General features: G+C 42.9%; 16 protein-coding genes and 3 pseudogenes. All 19 read right to left on the bottom strand.

What is annotated here, in order from left to right:
- Positions 1-155 precede the first annotated feature (155 nt).
- The 19 genes and pseudogenes from B9Z54_RS18895 to B9Z54_RS18810 all read right to left on the bottom strand — a co-directional run bounded on the left by B9Z54_RS18895 (position 156) and on the right by B9Z54_RS18810 (position 22,603).
- Positions 156-530 carry a hypothetical protein gene (locus B9Z54_RS18895; protein ID WP_162785290.1) on the bottom strand — a complete coding sequence of 125 codons (375 nt, stop codon included), beginning with the start codon at positions 528-530 and terminating at the stop codon, positions 156-158.
- Positions 531-667: 137 nt separating this feature from the next.
- A complete protein-coding gene (locus B9Z54_RS18890) occupies positions 668-901 on the bottom strand; it encodes a YlmC/YmxH family sporulation protein (protein WP_113929939.1) in 234 nt (77 codons plus the stop codon).
- Positions 902-1,073: 172 nt separating this feature from the next.
- Positions 1,074-2,318, bottom strand: a complete 1,245-nt coding sequence (locus tag B9Z54_RS18885; protein ID WP_113929938.1) for a M16 family metallopeptidase — start codon at positions 2,316-2,318, stop codon at positions 1,074-1,076.
- 33 nt (positions 2,319-2,351) lie between these two features.
- The gene (locus B9Z54_RS18880; protein WP_113929937.1) at positions 2,352-3,350 is read right to left on the bottom strand and encodes a polysaccharide deacetylase family protein; all 999 of its coding nucleotides are present in this window, start codon (positions 3,348-3,350) and stop codon (positions 2,352-2,354) included.
- Positions 3,351-3,699: 349 nt separating this feature from the next.
- Complete coding sequence (gene pnp, locus B9Z54_RS18875) at positions 3,700-5,820, bottom strand: polyribonucleotide nucleotidyltransferase (RefSeq protein WP_113929936.1); 2,121 nt, start codon at positions 5,818-5,820, stop codon at positions 3,700-3,702.
- A 359-nt stretch (positions 5,821-6,179) separates the two neighbouring features.
- Positions 6,180-6,449, bottom strand: coding sequence for a 30S ribosomal protein S15 (gene rpsO / locus B9Z54_RS18870; protein ID WP_113929935.1), 270 nt, complete (start codon positions 6,447-6,449; stop codon positions 6,180-6,182).
- 134 nt (positions 6,450-6,583) lie between these two features.
- Positions 6,584-7,528, bottom strand: a complete 945-nt coding sequence (gene ribF / locus B9Z54_RS18865; protein ID WP_113929934.1) for a bifunctional riboflavin kinase/FAD synthetase — start codon at positions 7,526-7,528, stop codon at positions 6,584-6,586.
- Between the two features lie 19 nt (positions 7,529-7,547).
- Entirely contained in the window at positions 7,548-8,453 is a 906-nt protein-coding gene (gene truB, locus B9Z54_RS18860; RefSeq protein ID WP_113929933.1) for a tRNA pseudouridine(55) synthase TruB, read from the bottom strand.
- A 470-nt stretch (positions 8,454-8,923) separates the two neighbouring features.
- Positions 8,924-10,096: pseudogene (gene tnpB, locus B9Z54_RS18855) on the bottom strand (IS200/IS605 family element RNA-guided endonuclease TnpB).
- Between the two features lie 253 nt (positions 10,097-10,349).
- Positions 10,350-10,709 carry a 30S ribosome-binding factor RbfA gene (rbfA, locus tag B9Z54_RS18850; protein WP_113929932.1) on the bottom strand — a complete coding sequence of 120 codons (360 nt, stop codon included), beginning with the start codon at positions 10,707-10,709 and terminating at the stop codon, positions 10,350-10,352.
- A 47-nt stretch (positions 10,710-10,756) separates the two neighbouring features.
- Positions 10,757-11,035 (bottom strand): DUF503 domain-containing protein, encoded by a 279-nt coding sequence (locus B9Z54_RS18845; RefSeq protein ID WP_113929931.1) that lies wholly within the window; start codon positions 11,033-11,035, stop codon positions 10,757-10,759.
- Entirely contained in the window at positions 11,035-13,182 is a 2,148-nt protein-coding gene (gene infB, locus B9Z54_RS18840) for a translation initiation factor IF-2 (protein WP_113929930.1), read from the bottom strand. Before infB ends, B9Z54_RS18845 begins: the two co-directional genes overlap by 1 nt.
- Before the next feature lie 4 nt (positions 13,183-13,186).
- Positions 13,187-13,506: pseudogene (locus B9Z54_RS18835) on the bottom strand (YlxQ family RNA-binding protein).
- Between the two features lie 11 nt (positions 13,507-13,517).
- The gene (gene rnpM / locus B9Z54_RS18830; RefSeq protein ID WP_113929929.1) at positions 13,518-13,787 is read right to left on the bottom strand and encodes an RNase P modulator RnpM; all 270 of its coding nucleotides are present in this window, start codon (positions 13,785-13,787) and stop codon (positions 13,518-13,520) included.
- A gap of 11 nt (positions 13,788-13,798) precedes the next feature.
- Positions 13,799-14,923 (bottom strand): transcription termination factor NusA, encoded by a 1,125-nt coding sequence (gene nusA / locus B9Z54_RS18825; protein WP_113929928.1) that lies wholly within the window; start codon positions 14,921-14,923, stop codon positions 13,799-13,801.
- A 38-nt stretch (positions 14,924-14,961) separates the two neighbouring features.
- A complete protein-coding gene (gene rimP, locus B9Z54_RS18820) occupies positions 14,962-15,432 on the bottom strand; it encodes a ribosome maturation factor RimP (RefSeq protein WP_113929927.1) in 471 nt (156 codons plus the stop codon).
- A gap of 465 nt (positions 15,433-15,897) precedes the next feature.
- Positions 15,898-20,170: pseudogene (locus tag B9Z54_RS18815) on the bottom strand (PolC-type DNA polymerase III).
- 207 nt (positions 20,171-20,377) lie between these two features.
- On the bottom strand, positions 20,378-20,515 hold the full coding sequence (locus B9Z54_RS24995; RefSeq protein ID WP_162785289.1) for a hypothetical protein: 138 nt from the start codon (positions 20,513-20,515) through the stop codon (positions 20,378-20,380).
- 381 nt (positions 20,516-20,896) lie between these two features.
- On the bottom strand, positions 20,897-22,603 hold the full coding sequence (locus tag B9Z54_RS18810; protein ID WP_113929926.1) for a proline--tRNA ligase: 1,707 nt from the start codon (positions 22,601-22,603) through the stop codon (positions 20,897-20,899).
- Positions 22,604-22,769 lie beyond the last annotated feature (166 nt).

Raw genomic sequence — 22,769 nt, 5'->3', positions numbered from 1 at the left:
AGTTGCTTTATTAACGTCCACTTATGTATCCACCGCTCTCTTCTGAGGTCATGAGATGCCTGAAAACCGTTCACTCGTGTATCCACCGCTCTCTTCTGAGGACATGAGCTGCCTGAAAACCGGCTCACTCGTGTATCCACCGCTCTCTTCTGAGGTCATGAGATGCCTGAAAACCGTTCACTCGTGTATCCACCGCTCTCTTCTGAGGACATGAGATGCCTGAAAACCGCCCACTCATGTATCCACCGCTCTCTTCTGAGGACATGAGTTGTCCATAAACCGCCCACTCGTGTATCCATCTCTCTCTTCTGAGGACATGAGATGCCTGAAAACCACCCACTCATGTATCCACCTCTCTCTTCTGAGGACATGAGTTGCCCATAAACCGCCCACTCGTGTATCCACCGCTCTCTTCTGAGGACATGAGATGCCTGAAAAGCGTTCACTCGTGTATCCACCTCTCTCTTCTGAGGACATGAGATGCCTGAAAAGCGTTCACTCGTGTATCCACCTCTCTCTATTGAGGTCATGAGCTGCCTGAAATCCTTCCTCACTTCTCTGCACTAGCAGTCATATGAACTTACCTATAAATAAACGTAAATCTTCCCTTGATCTTCAAAAGTTTCTATCCATAAAAAACCTCCTTAGGCAAGGAGGTTTTTTACTGCTAATCTTCCGAAACTTCCAATATAATCATGTCTGAACCAATTGTTCTGATATGATGCCAGGGCACCCTGATTTCAGCGCTCTGCTTTCTCATCCACTTGCCAGTAGGAATGACAAGTGCATTGATTTGACCTGTTCGTTCATTGAATTCAAGGTCGGTCTGCCCGAGCACCCCAAGTCTCTCAGCTCTTTTGTAATCCACTATTTCCTTTCCGCTCAACTCACTAAGACGCATATGAATCCCCCGCTTTTTAGTTATAGACCCTTCGAGATCCAGCTCTATATATTTTAATCCCTATACTAAATGTATAAAATGCTTTTCCATTTTAGAAGTGTAGATAGAAATTTCCGTGATTTTAAGACTGAGATAAAAAAAGCTCCGTCCCCTTTAAGGGCGAAGCTGGAAATTACGCTAGCTTTATATTGGAAGGCATTTGGCCATCGGGACTGATAAGTGCAACAGAAAAGTCATTGCTGAAAATTTCTTTGCCCAGGTTGTTAACCCTGTCAATTGATACTCCATCTATTTCCTCAACGATTTCATCAAGTGAGCGGTGTTTTTTAAGTAATAATTCATTCTTTCCATTTCTGCTCATTCTGCTGTTTGTGCTTTCAAGGCTGAGCATCAAATTCCCTTTGAGCTGCTCTTTGCTGTTAGTCAATTCTTTCGCAGTGATTCCTTCTGCTGTCAAGGTATCCAGTGTGGATTGAATTGTATCAAACAATTGGTTCAATTGCTTGGCTCCTGTACCTCCATAGATTGTAAGCATTCCGCTGTCTTCATAGGCAGAATGATAGGAAAACACAGAATAAGCAAGTCCCCTCTGTTCACGTACTTCCTGGAACAAGCGGGAAGACATGCTGCCTCCCAGAACATTGTTCAGCACAATCAAACTGTATACATCATCATGGCCGATTTGCAGCCCTGGATATCCAAGGCATAAGTGAGCCTGTTCTGTTTCTTTCTTCTTGGATACTTTATTCTGATGGAATGAAGGAACCTCGTTTTTCTCGTGTCCTTTACCGCCCTCATAGTTCCCAAAAAGATTTTCAACTTCTTTAATGAACGAAGCATCTACATTTCCAGCGACTGAAACGACTACATTATCAGGAGTGTACATATTATGCATGTAATCCCTTAGTGTCTGGCCATTGAATTTATCAAGAGTCTCCTCTGTGCCCAAGATTGGATATCCCAAAGGGTGACTCTCGTAGACTGCCTTGCTGAGTACGTCATGGACGATATCATCAGGAGTATCTTCATACATTTTAATTTCCTCATACACAACGTTCTTTTCCTTCTTTAATTCTTCTTCGTCAAATGCAGAGTTAAAGAACATGTCCGCAAGAGTATCCAGTGCATACTTCGCATGATTATCAAGTACTTTAGCGTAATAACACGTATATTCTTTTGACGTAAACGCATTGACCTGTCCTCCGATGCTATCGAAGGATTCAGCGATTTCCCGGGCACTGCGGGTTTCCGTACCTTTAAAAAACATGTGCTCGAGGAAATGGGAAATGCCGTTGTTTTCTTTATTCTCATGACGAGAACCAGTACCAATCCATATGCCGATCGCAACGGAGCGGACAGTCGGAATCTCTTCCAGAACGATTCTTAGACCATTTGAGCATGTATATTTTTTAATCAAAAAAATTCCTCCTGTTCATGTTGTCAACATCTTCTAGTTCTTATGATTACTTTTTCCTTTTAGGAGAGAATTATTTCCTGTTTTTATAATTCTTTCTTCCTTCAGTAAACTAGAGACTGTTCCAATTCTTAATTCTTCTTTTTTAATTGCGGTTATAAGAGCAGGCAGCGCTGATGAAGTTGACGATGTGGGATGCATCAAAATGAGCGCACCATTATGCAATTTTGTAGTTACTCTTTCTACTATGACACTTGGTGAAGGTTTTTGCCAGTCTATTGTATCAACACTCCACAAAATCGTTTTCATTTTGTGCTCGTCCGCAATTTTCACAACTTCCTCATTAAACCCGCCGCTCGGAGGGCCGAATAGATTCACTCTTCTGCCGGTTGTCGCTTCGATGATTTCATTTGTCTTTGATATTTCTTCCCTGATTTTTTCAGGAGACAATGTTTCCATTTTAGGATGCGAATAAGAATGATTTCCAATTTCATGTCCAGACTCTGCAATCATCTTTGCCAGTTCAGGATTCTCCTTCACCCATCTTCCTTCCAAAAAAAACGTTGCATACACCTGGTGCTTTTTCAAAGTTGCCAGCATATCCGGTATGTATTCATTTCCCCAAGCTACATTGATTATAAACGAAGCCATAGGTTTTTCCGGATTTCCTCTATATATAGGAAGCGGCGGCAGAGCAGAGAGATGCACTTTTGGCGGGACCTGTTCGAAAACTAAACGCTCACTGTCAAAATTGCCGTCTTCTTTCATTTTCTCATAAGAACTCTTAATATTCACCTTTAAGCCATTATATCCTGGTGTTGCTTTCCATACAGGATCATTTTTGGCATTCACGGGAGGAACTTCATATTTACCGGCTTCTGATTTAATTTTCCCAAGCAATTCTCCAGGCTTTCCATCTACAGGAACCGCCGTCTCTTTTAAACTGCTGACATATTGGGCTGTCATTGGATTGCTGACAGATAATACGGCCAGAGCAATACAAACCGCTGCGCCTGTCAGTATTTTATAATTCATCTTTCGATCACCCTTTCTTATCCCTAACAGCATATGATAAACAGGGACAGGCTAGAACCCGTCAAATCAGGCTGTTAAGGATACGGTGTCTCCAAATGTACAACCACAAGAACAAAGAATAAGCGCCATGATTCAGCCCCGGCTGGCAACCGTACACAAGAGAAATAACCGATCTTCCCATTTGATATGTTAGAAATTATTTGACCCCGACGAGCTAAGTCCGTTTCAGTGGATACGGTCCCTTGTGTGCTGAAGATGAACCTGCTTCCCATCGTTTTAGTCACCAGCCAAGGTCTTAGAAAATAAAAAAGAGCTGACCATAACGGCCAGCTCTAATCTGTTGTAGTTCTTATTTTTCTGCCTGCTCAGCCTTTTCGCGCTGCTCTTTGATTACCGCTTTACGGGAAAGGTTTACACGGCCTTGTCGATCGATTTCAGTCACTTTCACTAACAGTTCGTCACCAATGCTGACAACATCTTCAACTTTGCCGATTCGTTCTTCCGCAAGTTCGGAGATATGAACCAATCCGTCTTTTCCGTTAAAGATTTCAACAAAAGCTCCGAATTTCTCGATACGTTTCACTTTACCAAGATATAACTGCCCGACTTCGACTTCACGAACAATGTCCTCAATGATCTTTTTGGCCTTTTTGTTCATTTCTTCATCGATGGAAGAGATGAATACAGTGCCATCTTGTTCTATATCGATTTTCACGCCGGTTTCTTCAATGATTTTATTGATTTGTTTTCCGCTTGGCCCGATAACATCTCTGATTTTATCAGGATTGATAGCCATCATAAGGATCTTAGGCGCGTATTGTGACAGTTCTCCGCGGGATTCAGAAATTGTTGAGAGCATGCTGTCAAGGATATGCATGCGGCCGCTCTTAGCCTGCTGAAGCGCTTCTTCAAGGATTTCCCTTGAAAGGCCTTCGATTTTAATATCCATTTGCAGTGCTGTTACACCTTTAGAAGTACCTGCCACTTTAAAGTCCATGTCTCCTAAATGGTCTTCCATACCTTGAATATCAGTCAGGATTGAGTAGTGCTCTCCAGATTGAATCAGACCCATGGCAATACCGGCTACAGGTGCTTTGATTGGCACCCCGGCATCCATCATGGCAAGAGTACTGGCGCAAATACTCGCTTGTGAAGTAGAACCATTGGATTCCAACACTTCAGAAACAAGACGGATTGTATAAGGGAAATCCTTCTCATTAGGAATGATTGGTTCCAGCGCTCTTTCTCCCAAAGCTCCATGACCGATTTCGCGGCGGCCCGGTCCACGTATCGGTCCTGTTTCTCCGACACTGAATAATGGGAAATTATAATGATGCATGAAACGTTTGGTTTCTTCAAGGCCCAGCCCATCAAGGATCTGTACATCTCCAAGCGCTCCAAGCGTACAAATGCTTAACGCCTGAGTCTGGCCTCTTGTGAACAAGCCTGAACCGTGCGTTCTTGGAAGCAGGCCGACTTGTGAAGCAAGCGGGCGGATTTCATCCAGGCCGCGCCCATCAGGACGTAACTTTTCTTCTGTGATCAAGCGGCGCACTTCACCTTTGACCAGCTTGTCCAGTACCTGCTTGACTTGTTTAAGCTGAACATCATCCGCTTCTTTCTCTTCGAATTTAGCAATGACTTCATCTTTAACTTCTTTGATCGCTGATTCGCGTGCATGTTTCTCCTGTACTTGAATCGCTTTGATCATATCTTCCTCACAAATGCCGCGGACTTCCGCTTCAAGTTCCTGGTCGATTTGATAAAGCTCAACTTCCATCTTCTCTTTGCCGACTTGTGCTGCAATTTCTTCCTGGAAGGAAATCAATTTTTTGATTTCTTCATGACCGAACATGATCGCTTCAAGCATCGTTTCTTCAGGAACTTCGTCAGCACCTGCTTCAACCATGTTGATAGCGTCTTTAGTTCCGGCAACAATCAGGTTGATTTCACTCTTTTCAAGCTGTTCAACATTCGGGTTGATAATAAAGTCGCCTTGAATCAATCCAACCTGCACACCGGCAATCGGTCCTTGGAAGGGAATATCAGATACAGTCAATGCAAGGGAAGAACCAAACATTGCAGCCATTTCAGAAGAACAATCCTGATCCACACTCATGACCATGCTGATGACCTGCACTTCATTTCTAAACCCGTCAGCGAATAATGGACGGATAGGTCTGTCAATCAAGCGGCTTGCCAGGATCGCCCTTTCACTTGGACGCCCTTCACGCTTGATGAACCCTCCTGGGATTTTACCTACTGCGTATAATCGCTCTTCATAGTTGACCGTCAACGGGAAGAAATCAAGCGGCTTTGGCTGTTTCGATGCTGTTGCCGAGCTTAGTACAGCTGTATCACCATAACGGATCATTACCGCTCCGTTTGCCTGCTTAGCCAGTTGGCCATATTCTACTGTTAAATTCCTGCCTGCCCAATCTATGGAAAATTCTTTTGTTTCTTGTCCCATAATGAACCCCTCTCTTTACTTCTCAATTAAGAGTATTCGGTTTCTCTCATACCCTTGAAGCTGATATACACCATTTTTAATTGAATTAACGACTTTTATATGTATTGTGACTTATCCTAAAAGGGAATATTCTCACATACCGCCACTTTTAGAATTATAAAGTTTCCAGCAGCACCATTGAAAATACTGTCCAGCGAATAAATCCGCAAACTTCCAAGTATGAAAGTAAACAATCAAAAATGAAAAAGCAAAAGCTTTTTGCTGCTTCATTCTTGATTGTTTGGTTAGCAGTATTCCCATCATAGCGATTGCCTAAAACCTAAATAAAAAGCGGGAAAAAATCCCGCTTCCTGAGTCACTTATCGGCGTAAACCTAATTTGTTGATCAAATCACGGTAGCGCGCAACATCTTTATTACGCAGGTACGTTAAAAGATTACGACGACGTCCTACCATTTTCAAAAGACCGCGACGAGAGTGGTGGTCTTTCTTATGCGTACGCAAATGGTCGTTCAGAGTGTTAATTTCTTCTGTAAGGATAGCAATTTGAACTTCTGCAGATCCAGTATCGTTCTCATGAGTTTTGTACTCATTGATTAGTTCGTTTTTACGTGTTTGTGTGATAGCCATCCGTTTCACCTCCAAATATTTTTTCAAAATCCCCTGTGACCCAGCAGCCGTTGGTGAATCGCGCTGCCAAGTAAAGGTTCATTGTCATACGTTAAATAGAATACTACTATTTCTAAAATAAATCAAGTCTAATACTATAATTTTTCAAAGTACGAGACCGCTTCCTGTTTATCCTTCTCGATTTGTGAAATCAATTGGTCAATCCCATCGAACTTTTTCTCTGATCGAATATATTTATACCATTTAACCTGTACTTCCTCACCATAGATAGAAGAGTCATAATCAAAGATGTGGACTTCTATAGACAGAACCTTATCGTCAGGATTGTTGAAAGTGGGCTTGTATCCAAGGTTCGCAACTCCATTATGCCAATGGTTTTGTACAAATATCCGGACGGCATACACGCCGATCCTCGGTATGATGTAATCATCGGCCAACTCTATATTGGCAGTAGGGAATCCTATTTTCCTTCCCCGCTTATCACCATGAATGACTGTTCCGTATGCAGCATAATAGCGCCCCAGAAGATCTGCCGCCTTTTCAGTTTCACCTTCACTCAAGTATTTCCTGATCAAGGTCGAACTGATTTTCTCTTCATGTTCAGTCTGTTTGTGCACCGTGGTATAGGTGAACTTGTCCCTTGAATGAAATTGCAAGGTCTCCATATTCCCTTTCCCAAGCTTTCCATAGGAAAAGTCGAATCCTGCTGAAACATGGCGGACATTCAAATTAATAATATATTGATCAACGTATTCTTGTGGGTGGAGATTGGCAAAATCAGATGTAAACCTGACTATGAATAGAAAATCGACACCCAGTTCTTCCATCTGCTTAATCTTATCATCAAGCGGTGTAATATAGTGTACATGCTTATGCTTGCGCCCCAAAACTACTGAAGGATGTGGATCGAATGTCATGACAGCTGTATTCCAGCCGTTTTTCTCCGCTTCCTTGACTGCCGTTTTGATAACCTTTTGATGTCCTTTATGGACTCCGTCAAAATACCCTAACGCCATCGACAACGGAGGAAAATCCTCTGGAGTGTAAGAATGGGGATGATGGACCGTAATAACCTTCATGTGACTTCACCTATTTTCGCTAATCATTAAATAATACTTTAACAGGCTTAATAATGCCCTTTTTCTCAGGATGTGCCTGATAGATCGCTAAAGTCCTTCCATTATGGTTCATAGCAACTTGATTATCCGGCCACTCATTCGGCATATCGAGCACTGCACCGTTCTTTACTTTCATAGCTAATGTATCACTTAAATCCCATTTCGGCAAATGAGAGATTCCAGCTTCTATCGGAAATAAAGCTTCATCAACATCTCCTGCACCTGCCAGTTCTTCAAGTTCTTTAAACGTGACGCAGTCTTTTTCTTCAAAGGCTGCCGACCGTATCCTGCACAATTCAGACATGTGAGCCGGATAGCCGAGTTTTTCGCCGATTTCAACCGCGAGTGTCCTGATATAGGTTCCTTTGCTGCACGAAACACGGAATCTGAAGCTGATCGTCTCTCCTTCGAAGACAGGCCGTTCATCCAGCAGTTCAATAGCATGGATGGATACCTTTCTGCTTGGACGGTCGATGGTTTTCCCTTCCCGCGCATATTCATACAGCCTTCTGCCGTTCACTTTCACTGCAGAAAACATGGGAGGTGTCTGGGTGATTTCTCCCTCAAACGAATGAAGAGTGCGCAGGATCTGTTCTCTGCTAAATGGTTCACTCACCTTTTTTTCAGAGACAGTTTCGCCCCAGGCATCCTCAGTTGTTGTGGACCTGCCAAGAGTGACTTCACCTTCATATGCTTTTCCGCCGTTCATTATGTATTCGGCAATCTTTGTTCCCCTGCCGATGCAGAGCGGCAGGACACCAGTCACTTCAGGGTCCAGTGTTCCTGTATGGCCGACCTTCTTTGTCCTTAATATCTTTCTGACTTTAAAAACACAGTCGTGAGAGGTCATCCCTCTCGGCTTCCATAACGGTAAAATTCCATTCATGTTTTTCCCTGCCTTTCTTTTATAGTTTGCTCTTCATTCCGTCCAACTCTCTTCTAGGCTGGCTTTCTATAATTGCATGTTCCATGCTGCATTTTGAAGACATCTTCTCAGGCTGGACACCATCTTCATGTACCTATGCTGCTCTCTTGGGGACATCTTCTTAAGCTGAGCACCACTTTCATGTACCCATGCTGCTCTTTTGGGGACATCTTTTCAGGGTGGACACCACTTTCATGTACCCATGCTGCTCTCTTGGGAACATCTTCTTAAGCTGAGCACCACTTTCATGTACCCATGCTGCTCTCTTGGGGACATCTTCTCAGCGTGGACACCACTTTCTTGTGCCCATACAGCCCGCTTATGGTCATGTTAGTATTATGTACCAATTGGACTACCCACCACTTACCGCCCTTACAGGTCGCTTGAAGTGGGGGATTCCTAAGAACACAAACCCATCGATTCGTTTTTAATTAGGCTATCTCCGCAGTCCCTGCGGTTAATCGCAATGCTTCATTGCGAAGATTTATACTTGCGTTAAGATCCCTTTGATGGCTGCTTTTACAGTTTGGACAGGTCCATTCACGCAACGCAAGATCTTTAACGGCTTTATACTTATGATTACATACAGAACATAGCTGGCTGGAAGGGAAATTTTTCGCTGCGGCTATCACCTGTTTGCCGTACCATAATGATTTGTATTCCAACATAGACCTGAATTGGGCCCAGCTTACTTCGCTGATTCCTTTTGAAAGATCTTTGTTTTTTAACATTTTATCGACGGACAAATCTTCAATGCCGATAATGTCGTGGTTTTTGACTATTTCGGTAGAGATTTTGTCCAACATATCTTTTCTTGCATTAGCGATTTTTTCGGGCAGCCGGGCAACTTTCTTTTTTTGTTTATTCCAATTCGAAGAACTCAATTGCCTCCTTGAAAGAATGCGTTGGGCATTAATTATTTTCTTTTCTAGTGTACGGAAAAAGCGGGGGTTTTTATAAGTTGTGCCATCTGAAAGAGTTGCGAAATCCTTCAAACCTACGTCGATTCCGACAGAGGTGCCGGTTTTCTTATAGTGTAGAACTTCTGATTCAGCCGTAATCGAAACGAAGAACTTACCTGAAGGGTTTCGTCTAATGGTGGCGTTCATTATTCGGCCTTCCACCTCTCGACTCTTGGCAAAGCGAACCAGGCCGAGTTTTGGCAATTTGATGTGTTTATCTTTCACTTGTATATTCCCGTTCACAAACTTTGTGGTATAGGATTGAACAGGGTTCTTCTTCGATTTGAAGCGAGGTAAACGATTTTGTTTCTTGTAATACCGTGTGTAGGAATCATGAACGATTTCAACTGATTACTGAAGGGCAATACTATCGACTTCTTTCAAGAATGAATAGGTCTTCTTGAGCTCTCGAACAGCTTTAATGGATTGGTTCTTGTTGAAAAATTCACCTTTCCAATTGTTCTGTGAAAGCTGCCCATTTTGTACCATTTCATTTACGATAGACCAATAAGCGTCTTTGTTCTTTTGTTTCCCAACAAAATAGTTGTAGATGAACCGGGAACAACCGAACGTTTTATTGATTAATTCAATTTGTTGGTGATTTGGATAGATCCTGAATTTAAAGGATTTTTTAACATTCAAATGGTTTCACCTCCTGGTAGTAATTATACCAAGAAAGATTGTATTTCGGGAACATATGTTTCTTTCGAAGTTTTTTTAGTAGAGACCAAAAGGCAGGCGATTCATCTCCCCCTTACCGTTGGGCTATTGGGCTATGCCCTTCACACGCTTGAAGAGGGAGTTTTCTCGCCATTTTTTAGATAAAAAGGCTGACCAGTATCAATTGGTCAGCCCTTGTTCAATAATGAAGCAAGCAGCTGTTTCCTTAAGGAAATCAGTCCTGCTTTTCTTCTGGATCATCTTGAATTTTTTTAAGCAATGATTCGATGCGGTTACCATAGTCGATCGATTCATCAAATTCAAAAATGAGTTCAGGTGTTTTGCGCAAACGAACTCGCTGTCCGATTTCCGAACGAATAAATCCTTTAGCTTTAGCCAATCCCTTTAAAGTGTTTTCCCTTTGCTCTTCATCTCCGAGGCAGGTTATAAACACTTTGGCCTGCTGCAGATCACCTGATACTTCTACATCAGTGACTGTAACAAAGCCGACTCTTGGATCTTTGATTTTTCGTCCGATAATATCGCTGAGCTCCTTTTTCATCTGCTCGCCAACACGGTTAGAACGATGGCTCATCAATATCACCTCTTAACTTCCTTGTTTATATCTGAAGCTCTTTGAGATTAAAGAAGTTCGTGTACTGTTTCCCCTCTTTCCCATTCAGGAAATGAATCAGTCAGCTTCAGAGCACTGTCAATCACTGCGCGGGCCGATTGACTGGATGACGCCACAGTGACAATGGCTATTCTTGTCCTCTGCCAAACATCCTGGTGGTCAATTTCAGACACCGCTACATTGTATTTTTGCTTCAAGCGGGTTAACACCCGCTGAAGCACCGATCTTTTGTCCTTAAGAGAATGAGAATCATGGATAATAAACTCACATTCCACATAAGCGATCATTATCTTTTGATTTCCTGCATTACGAAGGCTTCAATGATATCTCCTTCTTTGATATCGTTGAAGTTCTTGATTGTGATACCGCACTCATAGTTAGTGGCAACTTCTTTCACGTCGTCTTTAAAGCGTTTCAGGACATCGAGTTCGCCTTCATATACGACGACTCCATCACGGATTACGCGGACACCGCTGTCACGGGTAATTTTCCCGTCTGTTACATAGCTTCCCGCAATTGTTCCGACTTTAGACACTTTAAATGTTTGGCGCACTTCTGCCTGGCCGATGATTTTCTCTTCAAATTCAGGATCAAGCATACCTTTCATTGCAGATTCAATCTCTTCAATGACCTTATAAATGATACGGTGAAGACGGATTTCAACACCCTCTGCATCGGCCGCACGCTTAGCATTGACATCCGGCCTTACATTAAAGCCAATGACAATTGCATTCGATGCGGCGGCAAGAGTGATGTCTGATTCATTTAATGCACCGACACCGGTGTGGATGATTTTAACATTAACTCCTTCAACTTCTATTTTCTGAAGTGAAGCAGCCAAAGCTTCTGCAGATCCTTGAACATCCGCTTTCATAACAATATTAAGGTCTTTCATTTCTCCTTGTTTCATCTGTTCAAACAGGTTATCAAGGCTGACACGTGATTTTTCACCACGCTGCGCTTGCAGGGCTTGCTGTGCACGGTTTTCCCCTACGGAACGTGCTGTTTTTTCATCTTCGAACACGACGAATCTATCGCCTGCTTGAGGCACATCATTCAATCCAGTGATTTCAACAGGGGTTGAAGGGCCAGCTTCTTTTACTCGGCGGCCGATATCATTGACCATTGCACGTACACGGCCATATGTGGTTCCGACTACAATCGGATCACCGACTCTCAACGTACCGTTCTGTACAAGAAGAGTTGCCACTGAGCCGCGGCCTTTATCAAGTTCTGCTTCAATGACAGTACCTTGAGCCAGGCGGTTAGGATTAGCTTTTAACTCTTCCACTTCAGTTACAAGCAGGATCATTTCAAGAAGGTCATCGATGCCCTCGCCTTTCAGGGCAGAAAGCGGTACGAAGATTGTATCGCCGCCCCATGCTTCAGGAACAAGCTGATACTCGGTAAGTTCCTGCATGACACGGTCAGGATTCGCTGCTTCTTTATCCATTTTGTTTACAGCAATAATAATTGGAACTTCTGCCGCTTTAGCATGGTTGATGGCTTCAACAGTCTGCGGCATAACACCGTCATCCGCTGCGACCACGATGATCGCAATGTCCGTTACCTGAGCACCGCGTGCACGCATAGTTGTAAAAGCAGCATGTCCCGGTGTGTCAAGGAAAGTGATTTTTTTGTCATTCTCAACTATTTGATAGGCACCAATATGCTGGGTGATCCCGCCTGCTTCCCCTTCAGTTACCTTTGTGTTCCTGATGGAATCAAGAAGCGTCGTTTTACCATGGTCAACGTGACCCATGATCGTTACAACAGATGGGCGTTCCACCTGATCTTCTTGTGAATCTTCCGTGAAGTACACTTCCAGATCTGATGTATCAACAAGGATTTCTTCCTCTACTTCAACACCATATTCAGCAGCGACAAGTTCAATCGCTTCCTTCTCAAGCTCTTGGTTGATTGTTGCCATTACACCTAGCATGAACAGCTTCTTGATGATTTCAGAAGGTTCACGATGTAATTTTTTCGCCATTTCTGCAACCGTAAGCGATTCAGTAAAAGTGATTTTTTCAGGAAGCTCTTTTTCCTTTTTCTTTTGAGGAGGCTGATTGTTTGTCTGGCTTCCTCTATTATTGTTTCTGTTGTTATTCTTGCTGTTAGGCTTATTGTTGTTTTTACCTTTTTTATTGTTGTTAAACCCTTTTTTATCTTTTGACTGGCTAGGCTGTTCAGGCTTTTTGCCATCACGGTTACTCGGTGTGCTGTTTTTTGCTGCTTCTTTGTTTGGAGATGCAGCTGAAGCAGTTCCTTCAGCTTTTCCTCCATAAGACTTGTCTAATTTCTTAACGGTGTCGTCCTCCAGTGTCGCCATATGATTTGATACCTCGATATTCATTTCTTTCAGTTTGGAAATTACGTCCTTGCTTGAAACGTTATGTTTTTTTGCATATTCATATATACGTATTTTGCTCATATGTTCACCCCCATTGAGATTCATCGAGCAGCTGGGAAATCTTACTTGCGAAACCGGCATCGAGAACAGCCACTGTCACCCTTGCTTCTTTACCAATTGCCCTTCCAAGAACATTTCTGTCTTCAACTTGATAAACAGGAATCTTGTAAAAGCTGCATTTATCGGTAATTTTTTTCTGGTGTTTTCAGATGCATCGCCTGCGATAATGACGACTTTCGCCCGGTTGTTTCTGATTTCCTTAATAACAAGCTCTTCGCCTGAAATCACTTTGCGTGCCCGATTGGCCAATCCTAGCAGAGACATCCATCGATTTTCCTGATTCATATAATCGAGAATTACTCCTTTTCCACCAGCGCAAGCAGTTCATCGTAAATCGATTCATCCACTTTTGTCTGTAATTGATTGGCTATTGCATTTTTCTTCTTTGCAGCGAGAACAGCATCTTTCGTTTTCGAAAGATATGCCCCTCTGCCTGATTTCTTGCCTGTCTGGTCAACGGAAACTTCGCCTTCTTTAGAACGAACGATCCTGATCATTTCTTTTTTCGGTTTCATTTCCCCTGTGGCCAAGCATTTTCTTAAAGGAATTTTCTTTTGCGTACTCATCGCTATCACCTTTATTCCAGATCTTCGGAAGGATTATCTTCATAGTCCTCTTCTTCATTCACCGGAAGAAGCGGTTCATCACTGCGCGGATAAAGACCTAATTCCCGGGCATCCGTTTCACTCTTGATATCAATCTTCCATCCCGTCAGTTTTGCTGCAAGGCGGGCATTCTGGCCTCTTTTCCCGATTGCCAGGGAAAGCTGATAATCCGGAACAACAACCCTTGTTGCCTTTGCATCTTCATCCACTTGCACATCTAATACCTTGGAAGGACTGAGAGCATTGGCGACAAATGTAACAGGATCTTCAGACCATTGGACGATATCAATTTTTTCGCCTTTGAGTTCATTGACGATCGCCTGGACACGGGCTCCCCTGGTACCTACACATGCTCCGACAGGATCGATTTCCTCATTGGCCGCAGACACGGAAATTTTGGAACGGTCGCCGGCTTCACGGGCAACAGATTTAATTTCAACTGTTCCGTCAAAAATTTCAGGAACTTCAATTTCAAACAACCTTTTCAGCAATCCCGGGTGGGTTCTGGACACAAAAATCTGCGGTCCTTTTGTTGTTTTTTCCACCTTTGTAATAAACACTTTAATACGGTCATGAGGTTTGTAAGATTCGTTGGGCATCTGCTCATTAACCGGCAGAAGCGCTTCGATCTTGCCCAGCGCAACATAAATAAAACGTCCGTCCTGCCTTTGGACGATGCCTGTCATGATGTCTTCTTCCCTATCAGCGAATTCAGAATAAATAATGCCGCGTTCTGCTTCTCTTACACGCTGTGTAACAACCTGTTTGGCTGTCTGTGCTGCTATACGGCCAAAGTCTTTAGGCGTAACTTCAAGCTCTACTATATCGCCTGTATCATAACCAGGGTTGATTTGTTTAGCATCTTCCAAGGAAATCTCAAGACGCGAGTCAAAAACTTCATCCACGATTTCCTTGCGGGCAAATACGCGCATGGAGCCTGTCTCAAGATTAAGGTCGACCCTCACATTTTGCGCCTGGTTGAAGTTTCGCTTATAAGCAGAAACAAGGGCGGCTTCGATAGCTTCAATAATAACATCCCTAGAGATGCCTTTTTCTTTTTCAAGTACATTAAGAGCCTCAAGTAATTGTGAACTCATTGATATGTCATCCCCCTTCTAATAAAGGTCCTTCCGTCTTATGAAAAAGTGACAGCCAAACGGGCTTTAGCTACTTTTTCCATCGGAATATCTACCTGCTTTTTCCTTGTCTTAATTGTCATTTCTATTGATAAAGAGTCTCCATCATACGATAAGAGCTTCCCTTCAATCGCTTTTTCTCCATTGATAGGTTCATATGTTTTAACCAGGACGTTTTTCCCGATTGCTTTCTCAAAATCTTTCTCTCTTTTCAGCGGGCGTTCAGCCCCCGGGGAAGAAACCTCAAGAAAGTAATTATGTGTAATCGGGTCGAGTTCATCCAGTTTTTCACTCAGCCGCTCACTTACGATTCCGCATTCTTCAATGTCGACTCCTGTTTCTTTGTCTACAAATACACGCAGGAACCAGTTCGAGCCTTCTTTAACATATTCAACATCTACCAATTCAAGTGACATGTCATCTAAAATCGGTGTCACGAGTTCATCTACGAGTTCAGTGATTTTACTCATACATACCTCCTGGATTATAAAAGAAATCTTGGACCAGGAATAATCATTCCCAGCTAATAAAATATCGGACGCCTAGTAATATAGACAGGCATTGCCACAACCTTCGCTGCAACCCCTGTCTATCACCTTAACTCTCGTTAGTCTGGTTACCAAGCCTGAAAGACTTGTCAGGGCTCGAAGCCGGAAAGCAGCTGCTGACCGGCTGTATTCCGAAACCCACTTGAAAGATATTTTATCATTCCTGCTACAAGATGACTTTCGGCTTGAGGGATGAAAGGCAGAGCAAGATTCGATTCTGTCATGAGATGAACAAATAGAATCCAGTCAAGCAAAAATCCCTAATCAACAACGAAAGAGTGGGGGCGCCCCACTCTTTCTTCAGAGTTATCATTAGTATTTCCAATAAAAATATACCATAACCAACATTTTTTTGCAAACAAAACCCTTGACAGCCAAGGGTCCGCATCAGAATAAGGACAATTGGTTCTGGTCGGGAAGGGCGTCGAGACATCCATGATTCGTCAAGTACTCTATGATAGTCTTGGATACTCTTCCTCTTTGCTGAAGGTCTTCCTTAGAAAGGAATTCTCCTTCTTTTCTCGCATTGACAATGTTGATCGCAGCATTAGTGCCAAGTCCCGGTATCGCGTTGAATGGCGGAATGAGGGAATCTCCATCAATGATAAATTCCGTCGCTGAAGATCTATATAAATCCACCTTCTGGAACTTATAGCCTCTTTCACACATTTCAAGGGCCAGTTCAAGGACCGTCAATGTATTTTTTCTTTAGGTGAAGCATCAAGTCCCTTGCTGTTGATTTCTTCAACCTTCGCCTTGACAGCCTGGCTTCCCCTTACCATCGCCTCTATATCAAAGTCTTCTGCACGGACAGTAAAGTATGCAGAATAATAGAGCAGGGCATGGTGGACTTTAAAATAGGCGATCCTTACCGCCATCAATACATAGGCAGCAGCATGGGCTTTAGGGAACATATATTTAATTTTTTACAGGAATCTACATACCAGCCGGGAACGCCATTCTTGGCCATTTCCTCTTCCCATTCCGGTTGAAGTCCTTTTCCTTTTCGGACAAATTCCATAATTTTAAATGCCAATGAAGGCTCCAGCCCCTGATAGATCAGGTATACCATGATATCATCACGGCACCCGATTACTTCACTCAGGTTACAAATGTTATTATGGATTAATTCCTGGGCATTTCCAAGCCACACATCTGTTCCATGCGAAAGACCGGAAATCTGAACAAGTTCTGAGAACGTAGTCGGTTTGGTATCTTCAAGCATCTGGCGGACGAACCGGGTCCCAAATTCAGGTATTCCCAATGTTCCGGTTTTACACATGATTTGATCCTCTGTCACACCCAGGGACTCGGTGCCGCTGAAAATCTTCATAACCTCAGGGTCATCTGTAGGAATCGTTTTGGGATCTATGCCTGATAGGTCTTGAAGCATACGGATGACTGTCGGGTCATCGTGGCCAAGAATATCAAGTTTTAACAGGTTATCATGAATGGAATGGAAATCAAAGTGAGTTGTTTTCCATTCTGAATTTTTATCATCCGCTGGAAATTGGATAGGTGAGAAGTCGAAAATGTCCATATAATCCGGTACAACTATAATTCCCCCTGGATGCTGTCCAGTGGTTCTCTTAACACCTGTACAACCCTTTGCCAGCCTGTCGACCTCCGCTCCCCTGATTTGAAGATTGTTGTCCGAAGCGTAGCCTTTAACATAACCAAAGGCCGTCTTATCAGCTACCGTTCCAATTGTTCCGGCACGGTAAACGTTATCCTCTCCGAACAGGACTTTTGTATAGTCATGCGCCTGCGGCTGGTACTCACCAGAAAAGTTCAAATCGATATCAGGAACTTTATCTCCTTTAAAACCTAGGAAAGTTTCAAAAGGAATATCATGTCCATCTTTTTTAAATTGAGTTCCGCATTCAGGACATTTTTTATTCGGAAGGTCAAACCCAGATCCTACTGATCCATCATCAAAGAACTCTGAATGCTTGCATGATGGGCATACATAATGAGGCGGCAGCGGGTTAACTTCCGTGATTTCCGTCATTGTGGCAACCAGGGACGAGCCGACTGATCCACGCGACCCTACCAGATATCCATCACTCAGAGATTTTTTAACAAGTTTTGCTGATATTAAATAGATAACAGCAAACCCATGGCCAATAATGCTCTTCAATTCTTTTTCAAGTCTTGCTTCGACGATTTCAGGAAGTTCCTCCCCGTAGATACTCTTTGCCATCGCATAACTCATCCGGCGCATTTCTTCGTCTGCACCTTCGATTTTAGGAGTATATAAATCATCTTTAATCGGTTTGATATCCTCGATTAAGTCTGCGATCTTATTCGTGTTCGTCACCACGATTTCTTTCGCTTTGTCTTTCCCAAGGAATGAAAAACAATCAAGCATTTCATTTGTTGTCCTGAAATGAACATCAGGAAGTTTGTGACGGTTAAGCGGATTGGCTCCCCCCTGTGAACCGACAAGGATTTCCCGGTGGACTTTATCAGTCGGATTGAGATAATGGACATTTCCTGTCGCCACTACTGGAAGGTCCAGCTTTTCCCCAAGCTTAACTATGTTTCCGATGATTTCTTCAAGGTTCTGATTGGATTGAATAAGTTCCAGTTCTATCAAATGCTGATAGACTTCTTTCGGATGGACCTCGAGATAATCATAAAACCTGGCAACTTCTTCCACTTCTTCCGGAGCCTTCTGCATCATCCCTTCAAAGACTTCACCTTTGTCGCACCCTGATCCTATGAGAATGCCGCTCCTGTATTTGCGGAGCAGTGAACGGGGAATCCTCGGTACACGGAAGAAGTATTCCAAATGAGACCTTGTCACAAGCTGAAACAAATTCTTTAACCCTTCTTCGTTCTGTGCAAGCAGAGTCACATGGGATGGACGTGAGCGTTTGTAAGAGTCGCCTTTCCCCATATAATCATTGAACTGATCATGATAGACAATTCCTTTTTCATGAGCATCTTTCAGCATCTTGAGCAGGAGATAGCCTGTTGCCTCTGCATCATATATTGCCCGGTGATGCTGAGTCAGTTCTATATCAAACTTCTTGGCCAGTGTATTCAGACGGTGGTTTTTCATCTCCGGATACAGAAGCCTTCCCAATTCGAGAGTATCTATGACTGGATTTTCAGCTTTATCAAGTCCTGCCTTTCCATATCCTACATTCAGGAAGCCCATATCGAAGGAAGCATTATGGGCGACCAGGACAGCATCCCCTGCCCATTTTTTAAATGATTTAAGTGCCTCCTCAATTTCCGGGGCATCTTTTACCATTTCATCTGTGATGCCTGTCAAATTAATGGTTGTTGCAGATAATGGATGATGAGGATTAGCAAATGATTCAAATCGGTCTATGATCTCACCATCGCGGATCTTGACCGCTGCCAGTTCAATAATCGTGTTGTACATCGCAGAAAGACCGGTCGTTTCCACATCAAATACCACATAACTATCTTCTTCCAGGTTACGATGCGCATCATTATAGGCGATTGGCACGCCATCATCCACCAGATTTGCCTCAAGCCCGTATAGAATTTTGACTCCGTTTTTCTTGCTGGCATTATACGCTTCAGGGAACGATTGAACGACAGCGTGATCTGTGATCGCTACAGCTTTATGGCCCCATTTTTTTGCTTGTCCTACAAGATCAGCCACTGAAGAAATACCATCCATTTGACTCATAGGTGTATGCAGGTGAAGTTCAACCCTTTTCTCATCTTCAGGTGCTGTATCTTTCCTCAGGACAGGAGTGATTTCATTGACATCATTGGCAATCATGACTAAGTCCCTTACAAATGTATCATTCTGAATGCTTCCTCTGCAGCGGACCCACATTCCTTTTTTCACATTGCCCATGATAGCTGCATCTTCTTTATCACGGGAGAACATTTTAACAAGGATTGAACTTGAATAATCAGTGATTTTGAATGTTAATAAGGTCCTGCCGCTTCGAAGTTCTTTTGTTTCAGCATCGAAAATATATCCTTCAAGAGCAATTCTTCTTTCCTCATCATAGATTTGCTCGATCTTTCGGAAGTCAGCATCATCTTTGATGGTCAGGCCGATATTGACTGGTCCGGATGGTGCACCGTCCTGTTCTTTCTCATTAGCCTGCTTCTGCATCTCGATTACTGCTTGCTTTGCTCTTTCTTCGTCTTCTTTTCTTTTAGCTTCGAGGAATTGCTTATAGTCATCGTTACCGCTGTCTGACTGCTTGACTTCCGCATCGATCGTGTAAGCAGGAAAACCGAAATTTTGAAATACAGAAGCAATAAAGCCTGCATACTTTCTTTTTAAGGCAGTGGCCTCTGTTTCATTTGATGTTTCCACAATGATCTTGCTGCCTTTTATCCTTGGAACCTGTTTATTTAAAAGAGCCAGAAGCGGCGGCGAAATTCCGTCAATTTCTTTGATGCATTCGCCCCAATATTCGAGAAGCTGCTCTTCGGTGTGCGAGTCATCGACCAGCTTGATGGAGTATTGGACTTTTGCTATATGTTGAAAGGCTTGCTGCAATCTTATGGAGAAGGTACTCCATACTGAACAAGGAACAAGCTTCTCTAATGTAAAGTGAAAATGCCATCTCTTTTCCTGGCGGTCAACCAGCAGCTTTTCAATCTGGGCAGATTGAAAATGCTTTACAACAGCATCTTCTGTCATCCCAAGCTGCATGAGAAGAACTTGAAATCTTTCTTTTTTACCGGCGGGATTCTCCTGCAAATCATTTCTCCCCCATTCTTTTATCTATGTCTATTATAAATTCGTGAACTTCCATATGTTAAAACTACATGCTTTCAGTTTATCAAATTTGTCCGGGCTTGGTTAGAGAATCGCCCTTTTAATTTGAGTTATCTTGTAAAGCTTAGTGATTCCCTAACCTCATGCGAGAGCCCTGAAATCTGTACGTCGCTGAACGGCCGCTTCCGCTTTATACCATTCCAGCTGCAGCGGCCACCGCCTAGCAGATTTCGGTCTCTCTCCTTGCGATAAGTCAACAAGTTCATTTCCTTTTCTCATTCAATGTTGTTCTTAGAAAAAGCAGGTATTAGGGCTTTTTCTTTGATTAAGCAACTCCTCGTAAAAAACAGAAGTAAAGGCAATGGAAATGAACATCAGCTCACTGCGTTCGCTGTGTTTCCTTTATCTCATGCGAGAGCCCTGAAATCTGTACGTCGCTGAACGGCCGCTTCCGCTTTATAATCAATCCAGCTGCAGCGCCTAGCCCCTCGGGGTCAAATAACCCTCAGAGAATAAAAGGAAAGACCGCCTTTTTTCTCTGAAAAAATTTGCCTGTCGGGGCTGAACAAGGCGCTTCCGCTTTATACATAAGAAAGGGACTGACCTATTGATCAGACCCTTTTTAGTCTTCTTAAATTTATCTTACCATAAATTCAGCGTTCATTGACTGCGAAATAATTCCTGCAGTTTAGCGGATAGTTCATCTTTATGAACCTCTATGACTTCACCGCTTTTTCTGATTTTCACTTCCACCACTCCATCAGCTGCTTTCTTGCCTACAGTGATACGGAAAGGAATTCCAATTAGATCTGAATCAGTAAATTTCACTCCCGGGCGCTCCTGACGGTCGTCGAGCAGCACATCAAATCTATCTTCTTTCAATTTCGCATACAGTTGTTCGGCGAGCTCTCTTTGATCATCATTTTTAATATTGACCGGAATGATGTGGGCATGGAATGGCGTCAAGCTGGATGGCCATTGCAAGCCATTTTCATCACTGTACTGCTCCGCTGCAGCAGCAAGTGTACGTGATACACCTATACCGTAACAACCCATAATCATAGACTGCGCCCTGCCATTTTCATCAAGATACTCAGCACCCATGGCGTCACTGTAGCGTGTACCAAGTTTGAAGACATGACCTACTTCAATTCCTTTTGCAAATTGGATGGTTCCTTCACCGTCAGGAGATGGGTCTCCTTCTTGAATGAAGCGGAGGTCAGCAAATTGATCAACCTCAAAATCTCTTCCATAATTAACATTCACGAAATGGAACCCTTCTTCATTTGCACCGCAAACAGCATTTTTAATATATTGCACTGACTCATCAGCAATGATTTTCATTTCACCCTTAAGTTTCACAGGGCCGATTGAACCAACTGGGGCATTCAGCAGCTCTTTTGTTTCTTCTGCAGAAGCCAATTCCACAACAGAAGCGTTCAGTTGATTTTTCACTTTGATATCATTCACTTCGTGATCACCACGCACGATTACAAGCACAAAGTCTTCGTCCACTTTAAAAAGAAGTGACTTTAAGCACTTGTCTTTCCCCGCTTCCAACTGGGTGCTGATTTCATCAATGGTTTTAACACCTGGAGTTTCGACTTTGTCAAGTTCCCTTGCTTCTTCCGCTGATTCTTCGTACTTCGTCGTGACAGGAGCCATTTCAATGTTTGCCGCATAACGGGACGTGTCAGAGTAAGCGATTGTATCTTCTCCTATTTCAGAGAGAACCATGAATTCATGGGTATCTTTTCCGCCCATTGCCCCAGAATCAGCGATAACTGCCCTAAAATTCAAGCCGCAGCGCTTAAAAACATTGGAGTAAGCCTGAAACATTTTTTCATACGTATCATCAAGACTTTCATATGAGGAATGGAAAGAGTATGCATCCTTCATGATGAATTCTCTTCCTCTCAGCAAACCAAACCGCGGCCTCTTTTCATCTCGAAACTTTGTCTGGATCTGGAATAAAGTAAGAGGAAGTTTTTTATATGATTTAATTTCGTCTCTGACAAGAGAGGTAATGACCTCTTCATGGGTGGCACCTAAAGCAAAACTGCGCTTATGTCTGTCTTCCATACGCATTAATTCTGGACCATATGTATTCCAGCGCCCTGATTCCTGCCATAATTCAGCTTGTTGGAGCGCAGGCATTAAAAGTTCTGACCCGCCGGCATTGATCATTTCTTCTCGGATGATTTCTTCCACTTTTTGAAGAACTTTACGTCCAAGAGGCAGAAAGCTGTAAATACCGCTTGCGTTCTGCCTGATAAAACCTGCCCGCAGTAATTGCTGATGGCTTTTCACTTCAGCATCTGCTGGTGTTTCTCTCAATGTTGGAATTAACGTCTTACTTTGTTTCATATTCTTCCACCTCTGCCAATATTAGATTTAAAAAGTGATGTCTTGTAAAATATGCTCCCCTATAAGGAAAAAGGCTTACAATACCCTTGAAAATGTACAACTGATTAAATAAAGAATAAGAATCAGACTTTCAGTAAGATAAGGATTTATCACATTTCCCAAAAGA

The organism is Bacillus sp. P14.5 (assembly GCF_003316765.1).
Taxonomy (GTDB): domain Bacteria; phylum Bacillota; class Bacilli; order Bacillales; family Bacillaceae_B; genus Rossellomorea.
Note: the sequence above shows the minus strand (reverse complement) of the source record. Positions and strands in the feature narration are given on the sequence as shown.

Coding starts and splice junctions, on each gene's coding strand:
- B9Z54_RS18845 (WP_113929931.1), bottom strand. CDS start 11,035: ATGATCGCTTATGTGGAATGTGAGTTTATTATCCATGATTCTCATTCT.
- rimP (WP_113929927.1), bottom strand. CDS start 15,432: ATGAGTAAAATCACTGAACTCGTAGATGAACTCGTGACACCGATTTTA.
- B9Z54_RS18810 (WP_113929926.1), bottom strand. CDS start 22,603: ATGAAACAAAGTAAGACGTTAATTCCAACATTGAGAGAAACACCAGCA.
- B9Z54_RS18890 (WP_113929939.1), bottom strand. CDS start 901: ATGCGTCTTAGTGAGTTGAGCGGAAAGGAAATAGTGGATTACAAAAGA.
- rpsO (WP_113929935.1), bottom strand. CDS start 6,449: ATGGCTATCACACAAACACGTAAAAACGAACTAATCAATGAGTACAAA.
- infB (WP_113929930.1), bottom strand. CDS start 13,182: ATGAGCAAAATACGTATATATGAATATGCAAAAAAACATAACGTTTCA.
- rbfA (WP_113929932.1), bottom strand. CDS start 10,709: ATGAGCCATCGTTCTAACCGTGTTGGCGAGCAGATGAAAAAGGAGCTC.
- B9Z54_RS24995 (WP_162785289.1), bottom strand. CDS start 20,515: ATGAGAAAAGGAAATGAACTTGTTGACTTATCGCAAGGAGAGAGACCG.
- nusA (WP_113929928.1), bottom strand. CDS start 14,923: ATGAGTTCACAATTACTTGAGGCTCTTAATGTACTTGAAAAAGAAAAA.
- B9Z54_RS18895 (WP_162785290.1), bottom strand. CDS start 530: ATGACCTCAATAGAGAGAGGTGGATACACGAGTGAACGCTTTTCAGGC.
- truB (WP_113929933.1), bottom strand. CDS start 8,453: ATGAATGGAATTTTACCGTTATGGAAGCCGAGAGGGATGACCTCTCAC.
- rnpM (WP_113929929.1), bottom strand. CDS start 13,787: ATGAGTACGCAAAAGAAAATTCCTTTAAGAAAATGCTTGGCCACAGGG.
- ribF (WP_113929934.1), bottom strand. CDS start 7,528: ATGAAGGTTATTACGGTCCATCATCCCCATTCTTACACTCCAGAGGAT.
- pnp (WP_113929936.1), bottom strand. CDS start 5,820: ATGGGACAAGAAACAAAAGAATTTTCCATAGATTGGGCAGGCAGGAAT.
- B9Z54_RS18880 (WP_113929937.1), bottom strand. CDS start 3,350: ATGAATTATAAAATACTGACAGGCGCAGCGGTTTGTATTGCTCTGGCC.